Source organism: Pseudomonas sp. TE3911 (assembly GCF_054062775.1).
Map to the genome: position 1 here is coordinate 3,466,348 of NZ_JBSSFP010000001.1, position 19,135 is coordinate 3,485,482.

21 protein-coding genes are annotated in these 19,135 nt (G+C 60.9%); 16 read left to right on the forward strand and 5 right to left on the reverse strand.

What is annotated here, in order from left to right:
• The first annotated feature begins 90 nt into the window (after nucleotides 1-90).
• Nucleotides 91-372 carry a hypothetical protein gene (locus tag ACVWXD_RS15545; protein WP_032886026.1) on the forward strand — a complete coding sequence of 94 codons (282 nt, stop codon included), beginning with the start codon at nucleotides 91-93 and terminating at the stop codon, nucleotides 370-372.
• Nucleotides 373-482: 110 nt separating this feature from the next.
• On the opposite strand, the gene ACVWXD_RS15550 is transcribed toward ACVWXD_RS15545, so the two are convergent.
• The 3 genes from ACVWXD_RS15550 to ACVWXD_RS15560 all read right to left on the reverse strand — a co-directional run bounded on the left by ACVWXD_RS15550 (nucleotide 483) and on the right by ACVWXD_RS15560 (nucleotide 3,993).
• Nucleotides 483-2,291, reverse strand: coding sequence for an aminopeptidase P family protein (locus ACVWXD_RS15550; RefSeq protein WP_181644438.1), 1,809 nt, complete (start codon nucleotides 2,289-2,291; stop codon nucleotides 483-485).
• Between the two features lie 39 nt (nucleotides 2,292-2,330).
• Nucleotides 2,331-3,491, reverse strand: a complete 1,161-nt coding sequence (locus ACVWXD_RS15555) for a cysteine desulfurase family protein (protein WP_260366559.1) — start codon at nucleotides 3,489-3,491, stop codon at nucleotides 2,331-2,333.
• 232 nt (nucleotides 3,492-3,723) lie between these two features.
• Nucleotides 3,724-3,993, reverse strand: coding sequence for a hypothetical protein (locus ACVWXD_RS15560; RefSeq protein WP_181644436.1), 270 nt, complete (start codon nucleotides 3,991-3,993; stop codon nucleotides 3,724-3,726).
• 398 nt (nucleotides 3,994-4,391) lie between these two features.
• Here ACVWXD_RS15560 and msuE point away from each other — a divergent pair, with 398 nt between their 5' ends.
• Genes msuE through ACVWXD_RS15580 form a run of 4 tightly spaced genes read left to right on the forward strand, consistent with a single transcriptional unit; the run spans nucleotide 4,392 to nucleotide 8,464 of the window.
• Nucleotides 4,392-4,955: an FMN reductase gene (gene msuE, locus ACVWXD_RS15565; RefSeq protein ID WP_122752774.1), complete on the forward strand. Its 564-nt coding sequence runs from the start codon at nucleotides 4,392-4,394 to the stop codon at nucleotides 4,953-4,955.
• A gap of 9 nt (nucleotides 4,956-4,964) precedes the next feature.
• Nucleotides 4,965-6,104 (forward strand): FMNH2-dependent alkanesulfonate monooxygenase, encoded by a 1,140-nt coding sequence (gene ssuD, locus ACVWXD_RS15570; RefSeq protein ID WP_032886023.1) that lies wholly within the window; start codon nucleotides 4,965-4,967, stop codon nucleotides 6,102-6,104.
• Nucleotides 6,105-6,159: 55 nt separating this feature from the next.
• Nucleotides 6,160-7,347, forward strand: a complete 1,188-nt coding sequence (locus ACVWXD_RS15575; RefSeq protein WP_457371173.1) for an acyl-CoA dehydrogenase family protein — start codon at nucleotides 6,160-6,162, stop codon at nucleotides 7,345-7,347.
• 13 nt (nucleotides 7,348-7,360) lie between these two features.
• Nucleotides 7,361-8,464, forward strand: a complete 1,104-nt coding sequence (locus tag ACVWXD_RS15580) for a sigma-54 interaction domain-containing protein (protein ID WP_032886021.1) — start codon at nucleotides 7,361-7,363, stop codon at nucleotides 8,462-8,464.
• Here ACVWXD_RS15580 and ACVWXD_RS15585 read toward each other — a convergent pair.
• The gene (locus tag ACVWXD_RS15585) at nucleotides 8,453-8,818 is read right to left on the reverse strand and encodes an antibiotic biosynthesis monooxygenase (protein ID WP_032886020.1); all 366 of its coding nucleotides are present in this window, start codon (nucleotides 8,816-8,818) and stop codon (nucleotides 8,453-8,455) included. The genes ACVWXD_RS15580 and ACVWXD_RS15585 overlap by 12 nt on opposite strands.
• 99 nt (nucleotides 8,819-8,917) lie before the next feature.
• Between ACVWXD_RS15585 and soxR the strand changes: the two genes are divergently transcribed.
• From soxR to ACVWXD_RS15630, 9 genes are all read left to right on the forward strand, one after another.
• Nucleotides 8,918-9,358 carry a redox-sensitive transcriptional activator SoxR gene (gene soxR, locus ACVWXD_RS15590; RefSeq protein ID WP_032886019.1) on the forward strand — a complete coding sequence of 147 codons (441 nt, stop codon included), beginning with the start codon at nucleotides 8,918-8,920 and terminating at the stop codon, nucleotides 9,356-9,358.
• A 425-nt stretch (nucleotides 9,359-9,783) separates the two neighbouring features.
• Nucleotides 9,784-10,983 carry a PepSY-associated TM helix domain-containing protein gene (locus ACVWXD_RS15595; RefSeq protein ID WP_099603147.1) on the forward strand — a complete coding sequence of 400 codons (1,200 nt, stop codon included), beginning with the start codon at nucleotides 9,784-9,786 and terminating at the stop codon, nucleotides 10,981-10,983.
• Complete coding sequence (locus ACVWXD_RS15600; protein WP_032886017.1) at nucleotides 10,983-11,519, forward strand: hypothetical protein; 537 nt, start codon at nucleotides 10,983-10,985, stop codon at nucleotides 11,517-11,519. Before ACVWXD_RS15595 ends, ACVWXD_RS15600 begins: the two co-directional genes overlap by 1 nt.
• The gene (locus ACVWXD_RS15605) at nucleotides 11,516-11,839 is read left to right on the forward strand and encodes a hypothetical protein (protein WP_032886016.1); all 324 of its coding nucleotides are present in this window, start codon (nucleotides 11,516-11,518) and stop codon (nucleotides 11,837-11,839) included. The genes ACVWXD_RS15600 and ACVWXD_RS15605 overlap by 4 nt, the downstream gene beginning before the upstream one ends.
• Nucleotides 11,836-12,396: a DUF6162 family protein gene (locus tag ACVWXD_RS15610; protein WP_032886014.1), complete on the forward strand. Its 561-nt coding sequence runs from the start codon at nucleotides 11,836-11,838 to the stop codon at nucleotides 12,394-12,396. Before ACVWXD_RS15605 ends, ACVWXD_RS15610 begins: the two co-directional genes overlap by 4 nt.
• Nucleotides 12,397-12,415: 19 nt before the next feature.
• Complete coding sequence (locus tag ACVWXD_RS15615) at nucleotides 12,416-13,336, forward strand: metal ABC transporter substrate-binding protein (RefSeq protein WP_122755843.1); 921 nt, start codon at nucleotides 12,416-12,418, stop codon at nucleotides 13,334-13,336.
• Nucleotides 13,333-14,079 carry a metal ABC transporter ATP-binding protein gene (locus ACVWXD_RS15620; protein WP_260366560.1) on the forward strand — a complete coding sequence of 249 codons (747 nt, stop codon included), beginning with the start codon at nucleotides 13,333-13,335 and terminating at the stop codon, nucleotides 14,077-14,079. The genes ACVWXD_RS15615 and ACVWXD_RS15620 overlap by 4 nt, the downstream gene beginning before the upstream one ends.
• Nucleotides 14,076-14,975, forward strand: coding sequence for a metal ABC transporter permease (locus ACVWXD_RS15625; protein WP_032886010.1), 900 nt, complete (start codon nucleotides 14,076-14,078; stop codon nucleotides 14,973-14,975). Before ACVWXD_RS15620 ends, ACVWXD_RS15625 begins: the two co-directional genes overlap by 4 nt.
• Entirely contained in the window at nucleotides 14,975-15,889 is a 915-nt protein-coding gene (locus ACVWXD_RS15630) for a metal ABC transporter solute-binding protein, Zn/Mn family (RefSeq protein ID WP_122680062.1), read from the forward strand. The genes ACVWXD_RS15625 and ACVWXD_RS15630 overlap by 1 nt, the downstream gene beginning before the upstream one ends.
• Nucleotides 15,890-15,989: 100 nt before the next feature.
• Here the strand turns inward: ACVWXD_RS15630 and ACVWXD_RS15635 are convergent, their stop codons facing one another.
• A complete protein-coding gene (locus ACVWXD_RS15635; protein WP_032886008.1) occupies nucleotides 15,990-16,703 on the reverse strand; it encodes a UTRA domain-containing protein in 714 nt (237 codons plus the stop codon).
• Nucleotides 16,704-17,055: 352 nt separating this feature from the next.
• On the opposite strand from ACVWXD_RS15635, the gene ACVWXD_RS15640 reads away from it, so the two are divergent.
• Both ACVWXD_RS15640 and ACVWXD_RS15645 read left to right on the forward strand, forming a co-directional pair.
• Complete coding sequence (locus tag ACVWXD_RS15640) at nucleotides 17,056-18,132, forward strand: ABC transporter substrate-binding protein (RefSeq protein ID WP_032886007.1); 1,077 nt, start codon at nucleotides 17,056-17,058, stop codon at nucleotides 18,130-18,132.
• A gap of 191 nt (nucleotides 18,133-18,323) precedes the next feature.
• A complete protein-coding gene (locus ACVWXD_RS15645; RefSeq protein WP_401383785.1) occupies nucleotides 18,324-19,130 on the forward strand; it encodes an alkaline phosphatase family protein in 807 nt (268 codons plus the stop codon).
• The last annotated feature ends 5 nt before the right edge of the window (nucleotides 19,131-19,135 follow it).

Sequence of the window (19,135 nt, forward strand, 5' to 3'; positions counted from 1 at the left end):
GGAGTTTTTCGACAAGGACAGCGCGAACACTACACTCGAGAGCGAGTAGAGCCGGCTTCAAGTATTGGGAAGTGGCTATTAAGGATGGGAATGAAGCGAATTTTGATAGTGTTAATGGTCGTAGCCATTGCTGGCTGTGCCGCGACTACCAAGACAGAAGTAAAACGGGGAAAAAGAGGACTGCATATCAACTGTTCCGGCCTGTCCTCCTCTTGGGACCAGTGCTACACCAGTGCAACCAACTCTTGCGGTACCAAGGGATATCGGGTCATCGCCAAGTCCGGTGACAATTCCGAGGAACCCGGGGACTATCCCTTTGGCATCAATCCTGCCGGGTACACCAGCCGCAGCATGATCGTTATCTGTAAGTAATCGCCCCCGAGCAGTCATCCTCGACTGCTCATCGTGCCCAATCAGCTCTCGATTAACACTCATCCTTGAACGCCGCTTGCAAGCAGATCGCAGGCGGCGTTTGCTTCAGATCAGATAGCTGCCGTACGCAGTTGCAACCACTCTAGCCCCGCGCCGCTCAGCAACGAGCTCAAGCGCTCACGCACCTGCGCGTGATACGCGTTGAGCCACGCGCGCTCATCCGTGGTGAGCAGCGACGGCTCAAGACAACGCGTGTCGATCGGGCAAAGCGTCAGGGTTTCAAACGACAGAAACTCACCAAACTCGGTCTTGCCCGCTTCGCGGTTCAGCACCAGGTTCTCGATACGCACACCCCAACGCCCCGGCCGGTACGTACCCGGCTCAATGGAAGTGATCATCCCCGGCTGCATCGCCGTTTGCGGAGCGGCGGCGGCCTGATAAGCAATCACTTGTGGACCTTCATGCACATTGAGGAAATAACCTACGCCGTGCCCAGTACCGTGGCCGTAGTCCACACCATCAGCCCATATCGGCGCACGGGCAATGGAATCCAGCAACGGCGATAGAATCCCCCTCGGGAAATGCGCACGGGACAGCGCAATAACGCCCTTCAGCACCCGGGTGCAGTCTCGTTTCTGCTCCTCACTCGGCGTACCGATAGGCACCATGCGTGTGATATCCGTTGTGCCGCCCAAGTACTGGCCACCCGAGTCGATCAGCAGCAAGCCATCACCTTCGATCACCGCATGCTCTTCCTCGGTGGCGTGGTAATGGGGCATTGCGCCATTGGCGTTAAAGGCGGCAATAGTGTTGAAACTCAGCGACACATAGTCGGGGCGACGGGTACGGGCTGCGGTCAGGTGTTCATCAATGGTCAACTCCGTGATGCGCTCACGGCCCAGCGCACTGTCCAGCCAGGCGAAGAATTCGCACAGAGCGGCGCCATCCTGCTCCATGGCCCGGCGGATGTGCTCGGCGTCTGCCAGACTCTTGCGTGATTTGGCCAATGTGGTTGGATTCAATCCTTCGATCAACTTGACGCCAGCATCCAGGTTTTCCAGCAAGCCGGCGGTTACGCGGGCAGGGTCGACGTGCAACCCTGCACCCGACGGCACTGCACGCAAGGCATCCGCGACCTCGCTGTAATCGCGCAACGCCACGCCATCCTGTTCAAGCACAGCACGCAGATCCGCGTCGACTTTACTCAGCGCCACGAACAACGTGGCCTGCTGTTGACTGATCAGCGCAAACGATACAAACACCGGGTTAAATGAAACGTCGCCGCCACGCAGGTTGAACAACCAGGCGATGTCGTCCAGGGTCGCGATAAAGTGCCAGTCGGCGCCCTTCTCTTTCAAACTGGCGCGCAGTGCAGCGAGCTTCTCGCCACGACTAACGGTCGCTTGCGGTGGCAGATGCGCATAAATCGGCTGGTTCGGCAGGCTTGGACGGTCTGTCCAAACCGTATCGAGCACGTCGATATCGGTACGCAAGCGCGCGCCACGTTCTGCCAGCTTGGCGCTCAAGGTGCGCGCCGAAGCGACCGCCATCACTGCACCGTCCACCGCCACCACACCGCCTTCCGGAGTTTGCTCGGCCAGCCACTCCAGTGGTCCAGGTTGGCCTGGCTGCAGTTTTACTAGCTCGATGCCGCTGCCCTTGAGCTCCTTGGTCGCTTGTTCCCAGTAACGACTGTCGGCCCACACGCCGGCGAAATCTGCGGTGACAATCAGCGTCCCCACCGAGCCATGGAAACCCGATAACCATTGGCGGCCCTGCCAGTAACCCGGCAAGTATTCGGACAAATGCGGGTCAGCCGACGGCACCAACAGGGCGTGGATGCCCTCGCGGCTCATCAGTTCGCGGGTGCGCGCCAGGCGCTGGGGAACCGTTCCATGGGTCAAAGGCTGCGTGCTCATTGTGTCTCCTGCTAACCACTAATAATTGTTATGTGAAAATCAGACGGCCCAGAAGGCCGGCGCGCTGGCCAGTGCGGCCTTAATCAATAGCACCGCTTGGTCAATATCCTGCTCGGTAGTGAACCGCCCCAGACTCAAGCGAATGGTGCGGCCGGCCGAGCGGGCGTCATGGCCAAGGGCAAGCAACACGTGGGACGGTGCATTGCTCGCAGAATTGCAGGCCGACGTCGCAGAAAAAGCGATACCGGCGCTCAATGCCGCGGCATTGAATTCACCTTCGCCGAACGTAAGGCTCAGGGTGTGGGGAATACGTTGCGTGGCACTGCCATTGAGGCGTACACCGGCGATCGATGCCAACTGATCCAGCAGGCGTTGCCGCAACGCGACGATCACCGCTTTCTCTTCGGTGAACGACTGCGCTGCCAGCGCAAATGCCGTGCCCATCCCTGCAATCTGGTGGGTCGCCAACGTGCCGGAGCGCAAGCCGCCCTCGTGTCCGCCGCCATGAATCTGGGCCAACACCTTCTGTTGCGCCCGAGGCCCGACGTACAGCGCGCCGATACCCTTGGGGCCGTACAACTTGTGCGCAGAAAACGACATCAAATCCACCGGCCATTGCGCCAGATCGATCGCCACCTTGCCTGCTCCCTGAGCCGCGTCCACATGCAGCAGCGCGCCGTGTTCACGCACCCGCGCGCCGATGCCGGGGATGTCATTCAGGGTGCCAAGTTCGTTATTCACCAGCATCAGCGAAACCAGGAAGGTGTCTTCGCGCAACGCCTCACTGACCGCGTCGACGCTGATCAAACCGTCGGCGTCGGGTACCAGATAGGTCACGGCTACGCCGGCTTCCTGCAACTGTCGCGCGGTGTCCAGCGTGGCCTTGTGCTCGATCTGGCTGGTGATGATATGCCCACCGGCCACACCCCGCGCCTGGAACACGCCTTTGATGGCGAGGTTGTTGGATTCAGTGGCGCCGGAGGTCCAGACGATCTGCTCAGGCTGTGCGCCCACCAACTCGGCCACCTGGCGACGCGCCTGTTCAACCGTTTGCCGGGCCGCCTTGCCGTAAGCGTGGGAACTGGACGCGGGGTTACCGAAATTGGCGTTGAAGCCCAGGCACTCGACCATCACCTGGATGACCCGCTCGTCCACCGGGGTGGTGGCGGCGTAGTCGAAATACAAAGGACGTTTATTCATGACAGTTAAGACTCGCAAAGCAGGTTCCCGAGAGCGGCGTCTCAGGAGCATCGGCCGGAACAGAGGTCGTCATGTCTACCGGATCGAATGCCATTAAAGAAGGACAACTTTAAGTAAATGTGCGTAGGAACGCTCCTGAAATTCAGCTTAACAGGCTGAAGTCGCGCCATGGAAAACAAAAAGCCCGAGGTCCTTAAAGGGCGCCTCGGGCTTTTTGCTGCGCAGAACGCGATCAACTGGGACGACCATGAAGTACGACGTCGCGCTCGGCATTCATTTCACCTTGGCGATCAAAGCCGAAGGACTTCTGTGGCTGACCGGTCAGTGCCGCACGCTGCTGTTGATATTCATCGAACGACAAGCCTCGACGACTCAGCGCTTCAAGAGCCAATTGCTTGGTCTCTTCGGCAGAGTAGGGACGTAATTCTGGCGATGGATGGCTCGCACAGCCGGCGAGTACGGCGCTGACAATCAATAAGCAAACGGCGAGGAATCGGTTCATGGCGGCGGCCCTGCAAAGGAGGTTTCGAGTCAATGAACACAGGCTACTCCCGACGTCATTCGGTGAAAAATCACCGTCCGTGATAGTCGCTATCAACCGCCGAAGCACCCTCCGATAGCCCCTCATATATTTCCTTATGATCTATAAATATGGAAATACGTTCATTTACGGAATAACAGTAACCCTCTATAACTAGCTCCAATTCTGCCAGGCACTGTTCGCCAAGCAACTGTTGCCCAGGCAACAGCCATTCAACAAATCACCAGGCAGGCAACAGCAACATTTTTCAGCAGTGAGCCGCAGCCCAAGCCAATCAAGGCCTGCAGCCGTTGGTACAGCTCTTGCTCAACACCTTGCACCTCACTTGCTATGAACCACTGTTGAAAAAGGAACTGTTCATGACCCGTCCACTGAATGTCGTTGCCCTCTCCGGCGGAACCTGGCGCCCGTCGCGCACCCTGGTGTTGACCCAAGCCGTTCTGGCCGAATTGGCCACCCTCCTGCCAATCCAGACCACACTGATCGAACTGGGCGACATTGCCCGGCCACTGGGTGGTGCACTGTCGCGCGATGAATTGCCCGCCGAAGTCGAAGCCCAACTGTTGGCCATCGAACAGGCCGACCTGCTGATCGTCGCCGCGCCGGTCTATCGCGGTTCCTACCCTGGCCTGCTCAAGCACCTGTTCGATCTGGTCGGTCTCAACGCCCTGGTCAACACCCCGGTGCTGCTCGCCGCCACCGGTGGTAGCGAACGCCACGCGCTGGTCCTCGACCATCAACTGCGCCCGCTGTTCGCCTTCTTCCAGGCCCTGACCCTGCCGATCGGTGTGTACGCCACCGAAGCCGACTTCACCGACTACCAAATAACCAGTGAGCCCCTGAAGGGCCGGATACGCCTTGCGGCAGAACGTGCTGCACCCTTGTTTGCAGCGCACTCCCCTTCTCTGCTGAAAATCGCTTAAGGATTGGTCATGGATGTTTTCTGGTTTCTGCCGACACATGGCGACGGTCATTACCTGGGCACCACCCAAGGTGCCCGGCCCGTCACGCTCAATTATCTGAAGCAAGTCGCCCAGGCGGCTGACAACCTGGGTTACTACGGTGTGTTGATTCCTACCGGCCGCTCGTGTGAAGACTCCTGGGTCATCGCCTCGGCGCTGGTACCGCTGACAGAACGCCTGCGTTACCTGGTGGCCATTCGTCCCGGCATCATTTCGCCGACCGTCTCGGCACGCATGGCCGCCACCCTGGATCGCCTGTCCAACGGCCGCCTGCTGATCAACGTAGTGACCGGTGGCGACCCCGACGAAAACCGTGGCGACGGCAGCTTCCTCGACCACGCTGAACGTTACGAAGTCTCCGACGAATTCCTACGGATATGGCGCCGCGTATTGCAGGGTGAATCGGTGGATTTCGAAGGCAAACACCTGCGCGTGCAAAACGCCAAGGCGCTTTACCCACCAGTGCAGAAGCCTTACCCACCGCTGTACTTCGGTGGATCCTCCGACGCCGCCCACGACCTCGCCGCCGAACAGGTGGATGTGTATCTGACGTGGGGCGAGCCGCCCGCCGCCGTCGCGGAAAAACTCGCGGATGTGCGTGAGCGCGCCGCGCGCCACGGGCGTACGGTGAAGTTTGGCATTCGTCTGCATGTGATCGTGCGCGAAACCGAAGAAGACGCCTGGAAAGCCGCCGACAAACTGATCGAGCACATCAGCGACGACACCATCGCCGCCGCGCAAAAATCCTTCTCACGCTTTGACTCCGAAGGTCAGCGCCGCATGGCCGCCCTCCACGACGGGCGCCGCGACAACCTGGAAATCGCGCCCAACCTGTGGGCCGGTGTCGGCCTGGTGCGCGGCGGTGCCGGTACCGCGTTGGTGGGCAACCCGCAACAAGTGGCCGAACGCATTAAGGAATACGCCGACCTGGGCATCGAGAGCTTCATCTTCTCCGGCTATCCGCATTTGGAAGAGGCCTATCGCTTCGCCGAACTGGTGTTCCCGCTGCTGCCGGAACCCTACGCCAGCCTCGCTGGACGCGGTATCACCAACCTCACCGGCCCGTTCGGCGAAATGATTGCCAACGATGTACTGCCGGCCAAGGCCTGATCGGCGCAGCGGCGGCACCGGCCCGGGCCGCTGCTGCCAATAAAGAGGAAAACCCGTGACAGCCAAACCCCACAGCGTCCTGCCATCTCCCCTGCAGACCGCCAAACTGCTGGCCGCCGAATTCGCCCTCAGCGCCGTCGAACGCGACGAGCGCGGCGGCACACCCAAAACCGAGCGTGACGCCCTGCGCCACAGCGGCCTGCTGGCCGTGAGCATTCCCACCCAATACGGCGGCCTCGGCGCCCGCTGGAGCGACACCTTGGGCATCGTGCGCGAATTCGCCAAGGTCGACAGCTCCATCGCCCACGTCTTCGGCTTTCATCACCTGATGCTGGCCACCGTGCGCCTGTTTTCACGCCCGGACCAATGGCAACCCTGGTTCGAACAAACCGCGCGCAAGAACTGGTTCTGGGGCAACGCCCTCAATCCATTGGACACGCGCACCGTGGTCAAGGACTTCGGCGGCTGGCGCGAATTCTCCGGCAAAAAGAGCTTCTGCTCCGGCGCCAGCGACTCGGAAATGCTGATCGCCTCGGCGGTGGATGAAAATGCCGGCGGCAAACTGCTGATTGCCGCCATCCCCAGTGGGCGCAGCGGCATCACTCTGCACAATGACTGGAACAATATCGGCCAACGCCAGACCGACAGCGGCAGCGCCAGCTTCGAACGGGTGCGCGTCGAAGAGTCGGAATTGCTGCTCGACCCAGGCCCGCTGAGCACGCCGTTCGCCTGCCTGCGCCCGCTGATCGCACAGTTGACCTTTACCCATATGTTTCTCGGCATTGCCGAAGGCGCATTCGAAGAAGCACGCACCTACACCCTCACCGAAACCCGTGCCTGGCACAAATCCTCGGCCGAGGACGTGCGCCAGGATCCTTACGTGCTCCACCACTACGGCGAGTTCTGGGTGGCCCTCGAAGGCGTGCGCCTGCTGGTGGAGCGAGCCGCCGAGCTACTGGACCAAGCCTGGGCCAAAGGGCCAAACCTCAGCGAACACGAGCGCGGCCAACTGGCAATTGCCATCGCCACCGCCAAGGTCGCCGCCACCCGCCAAGGCCTGGATCTGTGCAGCCGTCTGTTTGAAGTCACCGGCGCGCGTTCAACCCATGCCTCCCTGCGCCTGGATCGCCACTGGCGCAACCTGCGCACGCAAACCCTGCATGACCCGGTGGACTACAAGCTCCATGAACTGGGGGACTGGGCGTTGAACCAATCCCTGCCGATTCCTACGTTCTACTCATAAAAAAGAGGTGCCCATGCAGCTTCTAACCCTACCGCCCTCGCCCGCCCTTGCGACCTCGATTCGCGCCACGGCCCAGGTCTTCGAAGACCCGAAATCCCAGGCGCTGCTCGACCATATCCAGCAAGTGGCGCCCAGCGAAGCCAGCGTGCTGATCATCGGCGAAACCGGGACCGGTAAAGAGCTGGTGGCGCGCCACATTCATAACCTCAGCGCGCGGCGCAACCGCCCGTTCGTGGCAGTGAACTGCGGCGCCTTCTCTGAATCCCTGGTGGAGGCCGAACTGTTCGGCCATGAAAAAGGCGCCTTTACCGGCGCCCTCAGCGCCAAGGCTGGCTGGTTCGAAGAAGCTGATGGTGGCACGTTGTTCCTTGATGAGATCGGCGATTTACCGATGGCCATCCAAGTCAAATTGCTGCGTGTCCTACAGGAACGCGAGGTCGTACGCTTAGGTTCGCGCAAGAGCATTCCGATTGATGTGCGCGTACTGGCTGCAACCAACGTGCAGTTGGAAAAAGCCATCAACGCCGGGCATTTCCGCGAAGACCTCTACTACCGACTCGACGTGGTGAGCCTGGAACTCAGCCCGCTGCGCGAGCGCCCCGGCGATATCCTGCCGTTGACCCGGCACTTTATCGAGGCTTACAGCCGACGCCTGGGCTACGGCCCGATCACGATCAGTCGCGAAGCCGAACAAAAACTCAAGAGCTACAGCTGGCCGGGCAATATCCGCGAACTGGAAAACGTCATCCACCACACCCTGCTGATCTGCCGTAACGGCGTGATCGAACGGGATGATTTACGCCTGTCGAACATGCGCATTGAGCGCCAGGACGACAGTCAGCACGGCACCGACAACAGCGCCGAAGCCTTGTTGGAGCGCGCCTTCCAAAAGCTTTTCGAAGAACAGGCTGGCGCCCTGCATGAAAAGGTCGAAGACGCCCTGCTTCGGGCCGCTTACCGTTTCAGCCATTACAACCAGGTGCATACCGCCAACCTGCTGGGCCTGAGCCGTAACGTCACGCGCACACGCCTGATCAAGATTGGCGAATTGGCGGTGAATAAGCGTCGGCCGGGGGAGAACGTGCAAGGTGAACGGATGCTGCATTTATCCATATAGACGGCAGTGCAATGCATTGTCATGGCTGCGCTCAAAACTGCGCAGCACCTGGAACGAACCAAAGGTCACCGCCGTGGCCTGATGGGCGCGAATCAGTGTCCAGAAGTCTTCCTCACCCTGCTCAAAACGCTTGAACGCTGCCTCACCGTGCGCTCGGGACGTCCATTGCAGGTAATTAAGCACCCGCCGGCCGTCATCGCTGACCTGCACGCTCGCACTGAGAAATCCGTCATGGCCCTGGGCCAAACGCTCGCTTTGGGTGGACAAGGCCGCCACCAGGGCAACTTGCTGCTGAGGCTCGATATGGAACTCGATCAGCTGAGTGAAGCCGAGATTCTTCTCTGATACCTGCATGAATACTCCCCTTCCGCTGTAGGCAGAATCTTGCGATTCGATACCACGCAGGGTAAAACCTCCAGTTAAGTCAAGGTCAAGCGCTTAATCGGAGTTTTCATGATTACCAAGGAACTCACCGTCGGCCAACTGGCCGCCCGTAGCGGCGTGGCCGTCACGGCCCTGCACTTCTACGAAACCAAGGGACTGATTCAGAGCAATCGCAACGCGGGCAATCAGCGGCGCTATCCGCGGGATGTATTACGCCGCGTGGTGGTGATTAAGATCGCCCAGCGCTTGGGGATTCCCCTGGCGACGATTGGCGAGGCATTACAGACGCTGCCAAATGGCCGCACCCCCACAGCCAAAGACTGGGAACGTTTGTCGGCACTGTGGCGCGAAGACCTGGACGAGCGCATCAACAAAATGATGCTGCTGCGCGACAAGCTCAACGGCTGCATCGGCTGCGGATGCTTGTCGTTGGAAGCATGCCCGCTGCGCAATCAGGATGACCTGCTGGGTGAGCGCGGGCCTGGTGCGCAATTGCTCGAGCCCAGTTGAGCTTTCTCGTCGTAACCGCCGGAGCCCTTGACTGGCGTGGCCTATCGTGAAAGGCCGGACCTGCGCATCGACAATGCCACCGAGGGCATCGAGCGCTACAAGAAAGCCTTCGGCGGCACCCACGCGTGTTTGTCGTAAAGGGTTCTGGCAGTCATTTTGGGCGGGCCGTTCAACGGCCAAGCCCATCCTACGCAGCGCGCCGGCCCTATCAACGCCTGCTCGGTGATAGCTCGGAACATGTTTCGTGTTCGATAAACGGGTAAAAAACCACCGAATGTGAATCCGAAACATTTTCTTTCATATCCGGGTTAGGGATTTCTCATTCTCATCCGTCTTATTTAGATACAGCCTGTCGCGTCAGCAAAAGCTACGACTGGCCTTTTCCGGGCCTCCCTCGCCCCCCTCCGATCAAGACCCTCATTTACATGTCGAAGAAGTCACGCTCCAAACTCTGGTTTCTCGTACATAGCTGGCTGGCGTTGCCCATCTGGTTCTTTGTACTGATCGTCTGCGTCACCGGCACCCTGGCGGTGGTCAGCCAGGAAATCGTCTGGCTGGCCAACCCGGATATCCGCGCGAGCAAACCGTCGGATGACGCCGAACTGTTGAGCTACGACCAAGTGATCAGCGCCATCAAGCGTGCCGAGCCCGAGGTGATTGTCCAATCGCTCAGCCGCCCAGATGAGTCGCACTTCGCCCTGAGTGTCGACCTCAGCTACCCCGACGGGCGCTCGCTTGAGGTCTACGTCAACCCTTACACCGGCGCGATCCAGGGCATCAGCCCGTCGTTCAATTTCCGTCAGTTCACCCGTGCGCTGCACGGCTGGTGGCTGGTGCCGTTCACCAATGGCTACAGCTGGGGCTGGTACCTGGTGTCGTTGCTTGGTCTGCCGCTGCTGGCCTCGCTGGTTACCGGGCTGGTGGTCTACAAGCGCTTCTGGAAAGGTTTTTTCAAACCAACCCTGCGGTTTCGCCACGGTGCGCGAATCTTCTGGGGTGACTTCCACCGCCTGAGCGGTATTTGGTCTATCTGGTTTATCGCAGTCATTTCCATCACCGGCACCTGGTTCCTGATCCAGGCGATCCTGGGGGACAACCAGATTTCAATTTCCAGCGAGCCCATCGTCCCGGTGATCGCCCGTGAAAAAGTACCGTCCTCGGCAGCAGGTGTGCCGGCACCGATGATTCCCCTGGATGAAGCCATCACCATTGCGACCCAGCGCATCCCTGGCCTGGAAGCGAGCTTCGTGCGCATGCCCTTCAACGCCTACAGCCACCTGCAAATCGGCGGCCGCGGCTGGTACCCACTGATGTACCAAACCGCCCAACTCAACCCCTATAGCGGCGAAATCGCTGTCTCGCACCTCCTGTCCGACCGCACCGCACTTGAGTTCGTCACCGAATCCATGCGCCCGCTGCACACCGGCGATTTTGGCGGACTGTGGATCAAGCTGATCTGGGCGTTCTTCGGCCTGGTGCTGAGCATGATGGTCTTGAGCGGCTTGCTGATATGGACCAAGCGCACCGCCTTGGCCACCCTCAATGCCCTCAAGCGCGAGGCCAAGACCCAGCGCAAGCCTGTTTCCACACCGGCCTTGCAGGCTGAAACTTCGGAGAGCCACTGATGAGCAAGGTCGCAGCGACACCGCCGACTCCCCTGCGGGCTTTCTGGCTGAAATGGCGATTCCATATCAATGTTCTGCTACTGCTGGTGCCCCTGGGCTTCATGCCCAAGTATTTTGCCGATGCCGCACTGTTTCGCGGTGACGCGGGTATCGGCGAGCGGGTGGCCGGAGAAATACAGGTTGGCCCCTGGAGCCTGACCCTCGCCGAGTTCCGCAATGAGGGCCCAAGCCCGGACCCGGCCGGCCCGATGAAGTTCTTCAACGCCGCTCTGTGCGACACCTGTGCCGACCAGGTCAAGGCTACTTACCTGCGCATCGGCAAGCCACGCAGCCTGCGCGCGGCCGGGGTGATCTTCTTTGGCACACCGTACCGCATGGGCGCCGCCCTGCCCGTCCCTGAACGCACACCTGCCGACGCCGAACTGTGGGTCACCATGGAAGGCTGGGACGGCACGATGCACCAGGGTTCCATCCCGCTGAGCCAGGCCTCGCCTGCCACCATTGCCTGGCTGAACAAGCAAGGAGTCAAACCATGATGATCAAGCACCTGTCCCGCGCCGCGCTGTTGCTGTGCGCGGGTTTAAGTACCGTGGCCCTGGCCCACAACCCTATGTGCGAATGCAAGGAAATCCCCGGCGAGCAGATCCAGTGCAAGGGCGGCTTCTCCGACGGCAGCGGTGCGCCCGGCGTGACCCTGGATGTGATCGGCTACGACGAAACCATCCTGGTGCCCGGCAAGCTCGGCCAGGATTCGACCCTGACCTTCAAGAAGCCATCCGCCGAGTTCTACGTGCTGTTTGACGCCGGCCCTGGCCACGTCGTTGAAATCGACCAAGCGGATATCCAGTCTCAATGAGTACGACACACGTTGTACGTCCCGCGGGCGCTGGCCACGAAACCCTCTACGTCCTGCTGCTGTGCCTGATCATCCTCGCGGTCGCCGGCACGGTGGTGGCGCTGCACGGCGAATCCCAGGAAGTGGCCGCCGTGCCCAGCCACCAGTTGGACGCCCGCCGCGACCTGAGCGCCGCCGAGCAAGGCATCTACGCCGACTTGCGGGTGACCCTGGATGAAATCCACTTGCTGCAGCAAGAGCAAAGCGCCCTGCCGACGCCTGGGCAATTGGCCGAAGAAGGCTTCGCGCCGTTCGCCCAGGATGCGAGTTCAGTCAGCCGTGGCGATCACCGCTGGCAGTTACTGGCGCCTGCGGCCTACTTCGGGTTGAGCCAGGCTCCGACCACCAGCGGTTCACTGCTGATGCGCGTACAAGGCACCGAGCCGGATATCTGGCTCAACCGCCGCAAAGACCTGGCCGCCCCCTCCGACCTCACTGACCAGGCGCTGATCGCGGCCGGCTGGCAGCAAGTGGTCGCGCAATTCGATGCCGGCGTTACCCGCCAGCACCGTCACTGAACGAGAAGACCGATTGCCCATGTCTATTTCATCTCCCCTGTTGCGCCTGTTGCTGGTCAGCCTGCTCAGCCTGATACTCGCCCCGCTGGCCAACGCCGAAGCGGCTAAACGCCTGCGTATCGGCATCACCCTGCACCCTTATTACAGCTACGTGGCCAATATCGTCGGCGACAAGGCCGACGTGGTGCCGCTGATTCCAGCCGGTTTCAACCCACACGCCTACGAGCCGCGCGCCGAAGACATCAAGCGCATCGGCACCCTGGACGTGATCGTGCTCAATGGCGTCGGTCACGACGACTTCGCCGACCGTATGATCGCCACCAGCGAGCGCCCGGACATCCCGGTGATCGAAGCCAACGCCAACGTGCCGTTGCTGGCCGCCACCGGCAATGCCGCGCGCGGTGCGGGCAAGGTGGTCAACCCGCACACCTTCCTGTCGATCAGTGCATCGATTGCCCAGGTCAACAACATCGCCCGTGAGCTGGGCAAGCTCGACCCGGACAACGCCAAGACCTACACCCAGAACGCGCGTGCCTATGGCAAACGCCTGCGCCAGATGCGCGCCGACGCCCTCGCCAAGTTGACCAGCGCGCCTAACCCGGACCTGCGCGTCGCCACTGTGCATGCGGCCTACGACTACCTGCTGCGTGAATTCGGCCTGGAAGTCACCGCCGTGGTAGAGCCGGCCCACGGCATTGAGCCCAGCCCCAGCCAGTTGAAAAAGACCATCGACGAACTGCGCGCCCTGGACGTGAAGGTGATCTTCTCGGAGATGGATTTCCCCTCCACCTACGTCGACACCATCCAGCGTGAATCCGGGGTCAAGCTGTACCCGCTGTCGCATATTTCCTATGGCGAATACAGCGCTGAAAAGTACGAAGTGGAAATGACCGGCAACCTCAATACGGTGGTCCGGGCGATTCAGGAGTCGGGCGCATGACGGCGGCACAATCCCTGAAGGTCGCCAGCGTCGGCCCGACACTCGACTTCGACACGGTGTCCCTGACCCTGGGCCGCACCGTGATCCTCGACAGCGTGAGTTTCCAGGTGCAGCCGGGCAGCATCCACGCGCTGGTCGGCCCCAACGGCGGCGGCAAGAGCTCGCTGATCAAGACCCTGCTGGGACAAACGCCGCATCAGGGTCGCTTGAGCCTGCAGTGGCCGACCACGCCGGGCACAATCGGCTATGTGCCCCAGGCGCTGGAATTCGACCGGGGTTTGCCGATGACCGTGGACGATTTCATGGCCGCCATGTGCCAGCGGCGCCCGGCGTTTCTGGGCTTGTCCAAGCATTACGCCGCGGCGATTGGCGAGGCTCTGGAACGGGTCGGCATGCAGGACAAACGCAAGCGGCGCATGGGTGCACTGTCCGGAGGTGAACGCCAACGCGTGCTGCTGGCCCAGGGCTTGATCCCTGCGCCGCAATTGCTGGTGCTGGATGAACCGATGTCGGCCCTCGATGAAGCGGGCATCCAGGTGTTCGAACGCCTGCTCAGTGACTGGCGCCTCGCCGGCATGACCGTGCTGTGGATCGAGCACGACCTTGAAGCCGTAGGCCGTCTGGCCGACCGCGTTACCGGCCTTAACCGCCGCGTGCTGTTCGACGCCACACCACAGGAGGCGCTCACCCCGGATCGCCTGCTGACCCTGTTCTCCACCCACCCTCGGAGCCCAGCGCAATGAGTTATGAAGCGTTTCGCCTGATGGTCCAGGGCTGGGCCTCTGCCGGTTACCTGCCGGAGGCACTGGCCTATGGTTTTGTAGTCAATGCCCTGCTCGCCGGTTTGCTGATCGGCCCAGTGCTCGGCGGCTTGGGCACGCTGGTAGTGGTAAAGCGCTTCGCGTTTTTCTCCGAAGCCGTCGGCCATGCTGCGCTGACCGGCGTCGCCGTGGGCATTTTGCTCGGCGAACCCTACACCGGCCCCTACGGCAGTCTGTTCGGTTACTGCCTGCTGTTTGGCATCCTGCTCAATTACCTGCGTAACCGCACCGGCCTGGCGCCGGACACTTTGATCGGCGTGTTCCTGTCGGTGTCCCTGGCGCTGGGCGCGAGCCTGCTGCTGATCCTGGCGGGCAAGATCAACGTGCACATCCTGGAGAACGTGCTGTTTGGTTCGGTGTTGACGGTCAACGGTAACGACCTGCTGGTGCTCGCGATTGTCGGCTCGCTGGTGATGGCTCTGGCGCTGCCGCTGTACAACCGCATCATGCTCGCCAGTTTCAACCCGCAACTGGCGGCAGTGCGCGGAGTGGCGGTGAAGACCCTCGATTATCTGTTCGTAATTCTGGTGACGCTGATCACCGTCGCGGCAGTCAAGGTCATCGGCGCGATTCTGGTCGGCGCCCTGCTGGTGATTCCAGCGGCGGCGGCGCGCCTGTTGAGCCAGTCGCTCAAAGGCTTCTTCTGGGTCTCGGTGGTGATCGCCACCGTCAGTACCCTGTGCGGGATCCTGCTGCCGATCATCTTCGACCTGCCGATTCCTTCCGGTGCCGCGATCATCCTGATGGCCGGTATCGCTTTCGCTTTTGCCGCCATCGCGCGCGGCACCGTGCCCAGCCTCAAAGGGAACTTTGGATAATGCGCTCTGTTCTTCAGCCTCTCGCCTTGGCCATCGCCTGTTTAATCACTCCGCCGCTGATCGCCGCCGAGGCAGTCAAACCGGCTGCCCACGCCGCCAAACCGGTCAAGGTGCTGGCGTCGCTGCCAATCACTTATGGCCTGGCCGAGGTGCTGCTCAAAGGCACCGACGTGCAGCTTGAGCGCGCAGCCCCGGCCAACCTGCCGGGCTCGCGCCAGGTGTCGTACTTCACCGGCCGTGGCGCCTCCGCACTGAGCGCGCTGGCCCAGGACGCCGACGCCGCCATCGGCCTGCGCTCGCTGTGGGCAGATGATCCGCTGTACCCCGTGGCACGGCGCAGCAACATCCGCATTGTCGAAGTCGATGCCGCACGCCCCGTGGACGGCGGGTTGCCGGGGATCGCCGTGCAACCGGGCGTCGCTGACGGTTTGAACAGCCAACCATGGCAATCGAGCAATAACCTGGGGCGCATGGCCGATGTCTTGTCCACCGACCTGAGCCGCCTGGCACCGGGCGCCAAGGTGAAAATCGACGCCAATCTGGCTGCACTCAAGCAACGCCTGCTCAAGCTCACCGCCGACAGCGAAGCCCGGCTGGCCAAGGCGGACAACCTGAGTGTGGTCAGTTTGAGCGATCACTTTGGGTATTTGGTCAGCAGCCTGAACCTGGAACTGATCAGCACCGATGCGCGACCGGATGCCGAGTGGACACCTGAGGCGTTGCACACACTCAGTACTGAATTGAAGGACAACGATGTGGCCGTGGTGCTGCACCATCGCCAGCCGAGTGAAGCGGTGAAAGCCGCCATCACGGCAGGCGGCTCGACATTGCTGGTGCTGAATGTCGACGGTGCAGACCCGGTGACGGAGTTGGAAACCAATGTGGATCAGGTGATCAAGACGCTCAGTCACTGATATGGAGGTGACCAGCATCCTGTTTTAGGGCTGCTTTGCAGCCCAGCGCAGGGCAAGCCTGCTCACTACAGAAGCAAGCTCAGCGCCGGGAGAGCGGTGGTTAAACCACATCCACGCCCACATGAATCGCATCATGCCGCCAGAACTCCAGGTCGCAGTCGATCAAGCGCTGGTGCTGGTCATAGTTAACCCGAGCAATCCGCAAACCCGGGCTGCCCACCGACACGCGCAATGCGGCGGCGGCTTCCACCGGCAGTGACGTCGGCACAATCTCGAAGCGCACCCGTCCGTAGTGCAAGTCGTATTTGCGCACGTACAACTCGGTCATCGACTGATTCAGGTCGCACTCAAGAATCCCCGGGAAATATTGCGGGTTCAGGTAGTGCTCCACATACAACACCAGTCGCCCATCGATCCGCCGGCTTCGGCAGATCTGGATCACGCTGGACAATGCCGGCAGTTGCAGCCATGCACACACCGCCGCCGATGCAGGTTGCAGGCGCGCCGAAATCACTTCGGTGGACGCCACGCGGCCCTGGTCGTTGACCATCGCGTGAAAGTGGCTGCGCTGCATCAGGTTGTAGGCCAATCGTGGCGGCGATACGAACCAACCCCGGCGTTCCTCGCGATAAATCTGCCCTTGGGCCTCAAGTTGTAACAAGGCTTCCCGCACGGTAATTCGGGTGGTACCGAACAACTCGCTGAGCTTGCGCTCGGCGGGAAGTTTGCTTGCAGGCGGCAAAAGTCCATGGTCGATCTGCTCTTGCAGCGCCAGGCCGATGGATGTCACCGCCTTGATTGCCTCATCACGCATCAACGTTACCTATCTGGACTAGACCAGCACCGTTCAGGTGCATAAAAGCTCCGCAATCGGGCCCTTGCGACTGCGTGCAAGCGTAGGCATTGCAGATGACCGACAGATGACAGCCCGCCTCAAGTGCATGCCGCACCCCTTGCAATACACCGGCCAAGTCCAGAGCCTACGGGCACTTGGGCATGGTCTACGCTCAGCCTGTGCCGAGCGACATCGGCGCGTTAAAAACGACAACGACATGAAACTGTCATCCATCGAGCCTAAATTGGCTCAGGTATTGCTCTGACCTAGACCAACACCACCGCAAACGTTCATAAAAACGCAGCGTTGAAAACGCCCAAAGGAGCTTCGGATGAAACAGCTTTTCCTGGCATCACTGTTAGGCTCGACCATTGCCATGTGCACCGCCGCCATGGCCGCTGATACCGATCTAAAAACCTTGGAAGCCGCCGCGAAAGCGGAAGGCGCCGTCAACAGCGTCGGCATGCCCGATGACTGGGCCAACTGGAAAGGCACCTGGGAAGACCTGGCCAAGACCTACGGCCTCAAGCACATCGACACCGACATGAGCTCGGCCCAGGAGATTGCCAAGTTCAAGGCCGAGAAAGACAACGCCAGCGCCGACATCGGCGACGTTGGCGCAGCGTTCGGTCCGATTGCGGTGAAGCAGGAAGTCACCCAGCCGTACAAACCGTCCACCTGGGCTTCGGTGCCGGACTGGGCGAAAGACAAAGACGGTCACTGGGCCCTCGCCTACACCGGCACCATCGCGTTTATCGTCAACAAGAAGCTGCTGCACGGTTCCGAAGTCCCCACCAGTTGGGCCGACCTGCAAACCGGCAAATACAAAGTCTCGGTGGGTGACGTGAGCACCGCGGCCCAGGCCTCCAACGCCGTGCTGGCGGCGGCCATCGCCAACAAAGGCGATGAAAAGAACATCGCGCCAGGCCTGCAGTTCTTCACCAAGATCGCCCAGCAAGGCCGGCTCGGCCTGTCCAACCCGACCATCGCCACCATGGAAAAAGGTGAAGTCGAAGTAGGCATCGTCTGGGACTTCAACGGCCTGAGCTACAAAGCCAAGATGGCCAACCCGGATGACTACGTGGTGCTGATCCCCTCGGACGGCTCGGTGAAATCCGGCTACACCACCATCATCAATAAATACGCCAAGCACCCGAACGCCGCCAAGCTGACCCGCGAGTACATCTTCAGCGATGCCGGCCAACTCAACCTGGCCAAGGGCAATGCGCGTCCGATTCGTGCGGAAACCGACCTGAAACTGCCGGCTGAAATCGCCAAGAACCTGATTCCGGGCGAGCAGTACACCAAGGCCAACCCGCAACCGATCAAGGATGCCGATGCCTGGGAAGCGACTTCCAAGAAGCTGCCGCAGCTGTGGAATGAGCAGGTCATCGTAGAGATGAAGTAAGGGTTTTTATCCCACATTGGAGCTCCAGTGGAGATCCAATGTGGGAGGGGGCTTGCCCCCGATGACGGTGGATCAGCTAACAAATCCGTTGCATGACACACCGCTATCGGGGGCAAGCCCCCTCCCACATTTTTGACCCCGTTCCTCCAGAGGAATTGAGCCAAGTCAATCGTTGCGGAGCGCTCTCCCCCATGAAGCACACTGTCATCCTTGTCGTGCTCGACGGCCTGAACTTCGAGGTTGCCCGACACGCCATGGGGCACTTGCAGGCCTATGTCGGCGCAGGACGCGCAGCCCTCTACAAGCTGGAATGTGAACTGCCCTCGCTGTCCCGCCCGCTCTATGAATGCATCCTCACCGGCGTGCCACCGATCCAGAGCGGTATCGTGCACAACCAGGTCGCGCGCCTGTCCAACCAGCGCAGCATTTTCCATTACGCCACCGACGCAGGTCTTAGCACTGCGGCTGCGGCTTACCATTGGGTCAGCGAGTTGTATAACCGCACGCCCTTTCTCGCCGCTCGTGATCGCCATACCGACGACACAACGCTGGCGATCCAGCACGGACATTTCTACTGGAATGACCATTACCCCGATTCCCACCTGTTCGCCGATGCCGAAAGCCTGCGACTCAAGCACGCGCCGGACTTTCTGCTGGCGCACCCGATGAACATCGACGACGCCGGCCACAAGCACGGCCTCGACAGCGCGCAATACCGCAACAGCGCACGCTCGGCCGACATCATCCTGGCTGACTACCTGCAAGGCTGGCTCGACGCAGGCTGCCAAGTGCTGGTGACCGCCGACCACGGCATGAACAACGACCGCTCCCACAACGGCCTGCTGCCGGAAGAACGTGAAGTGCCGCTGTTCGTCCTCGGCGATGCCTTCAGCCTGGATGCCAACGCCACGCCGAAACAGACCGACCTGTGCGGCACCGTCTGCGAACTGCTGGGCGTGCCCCACGACAAACCTGTATGCCGGGAGCTATTGAAGTGAATGCC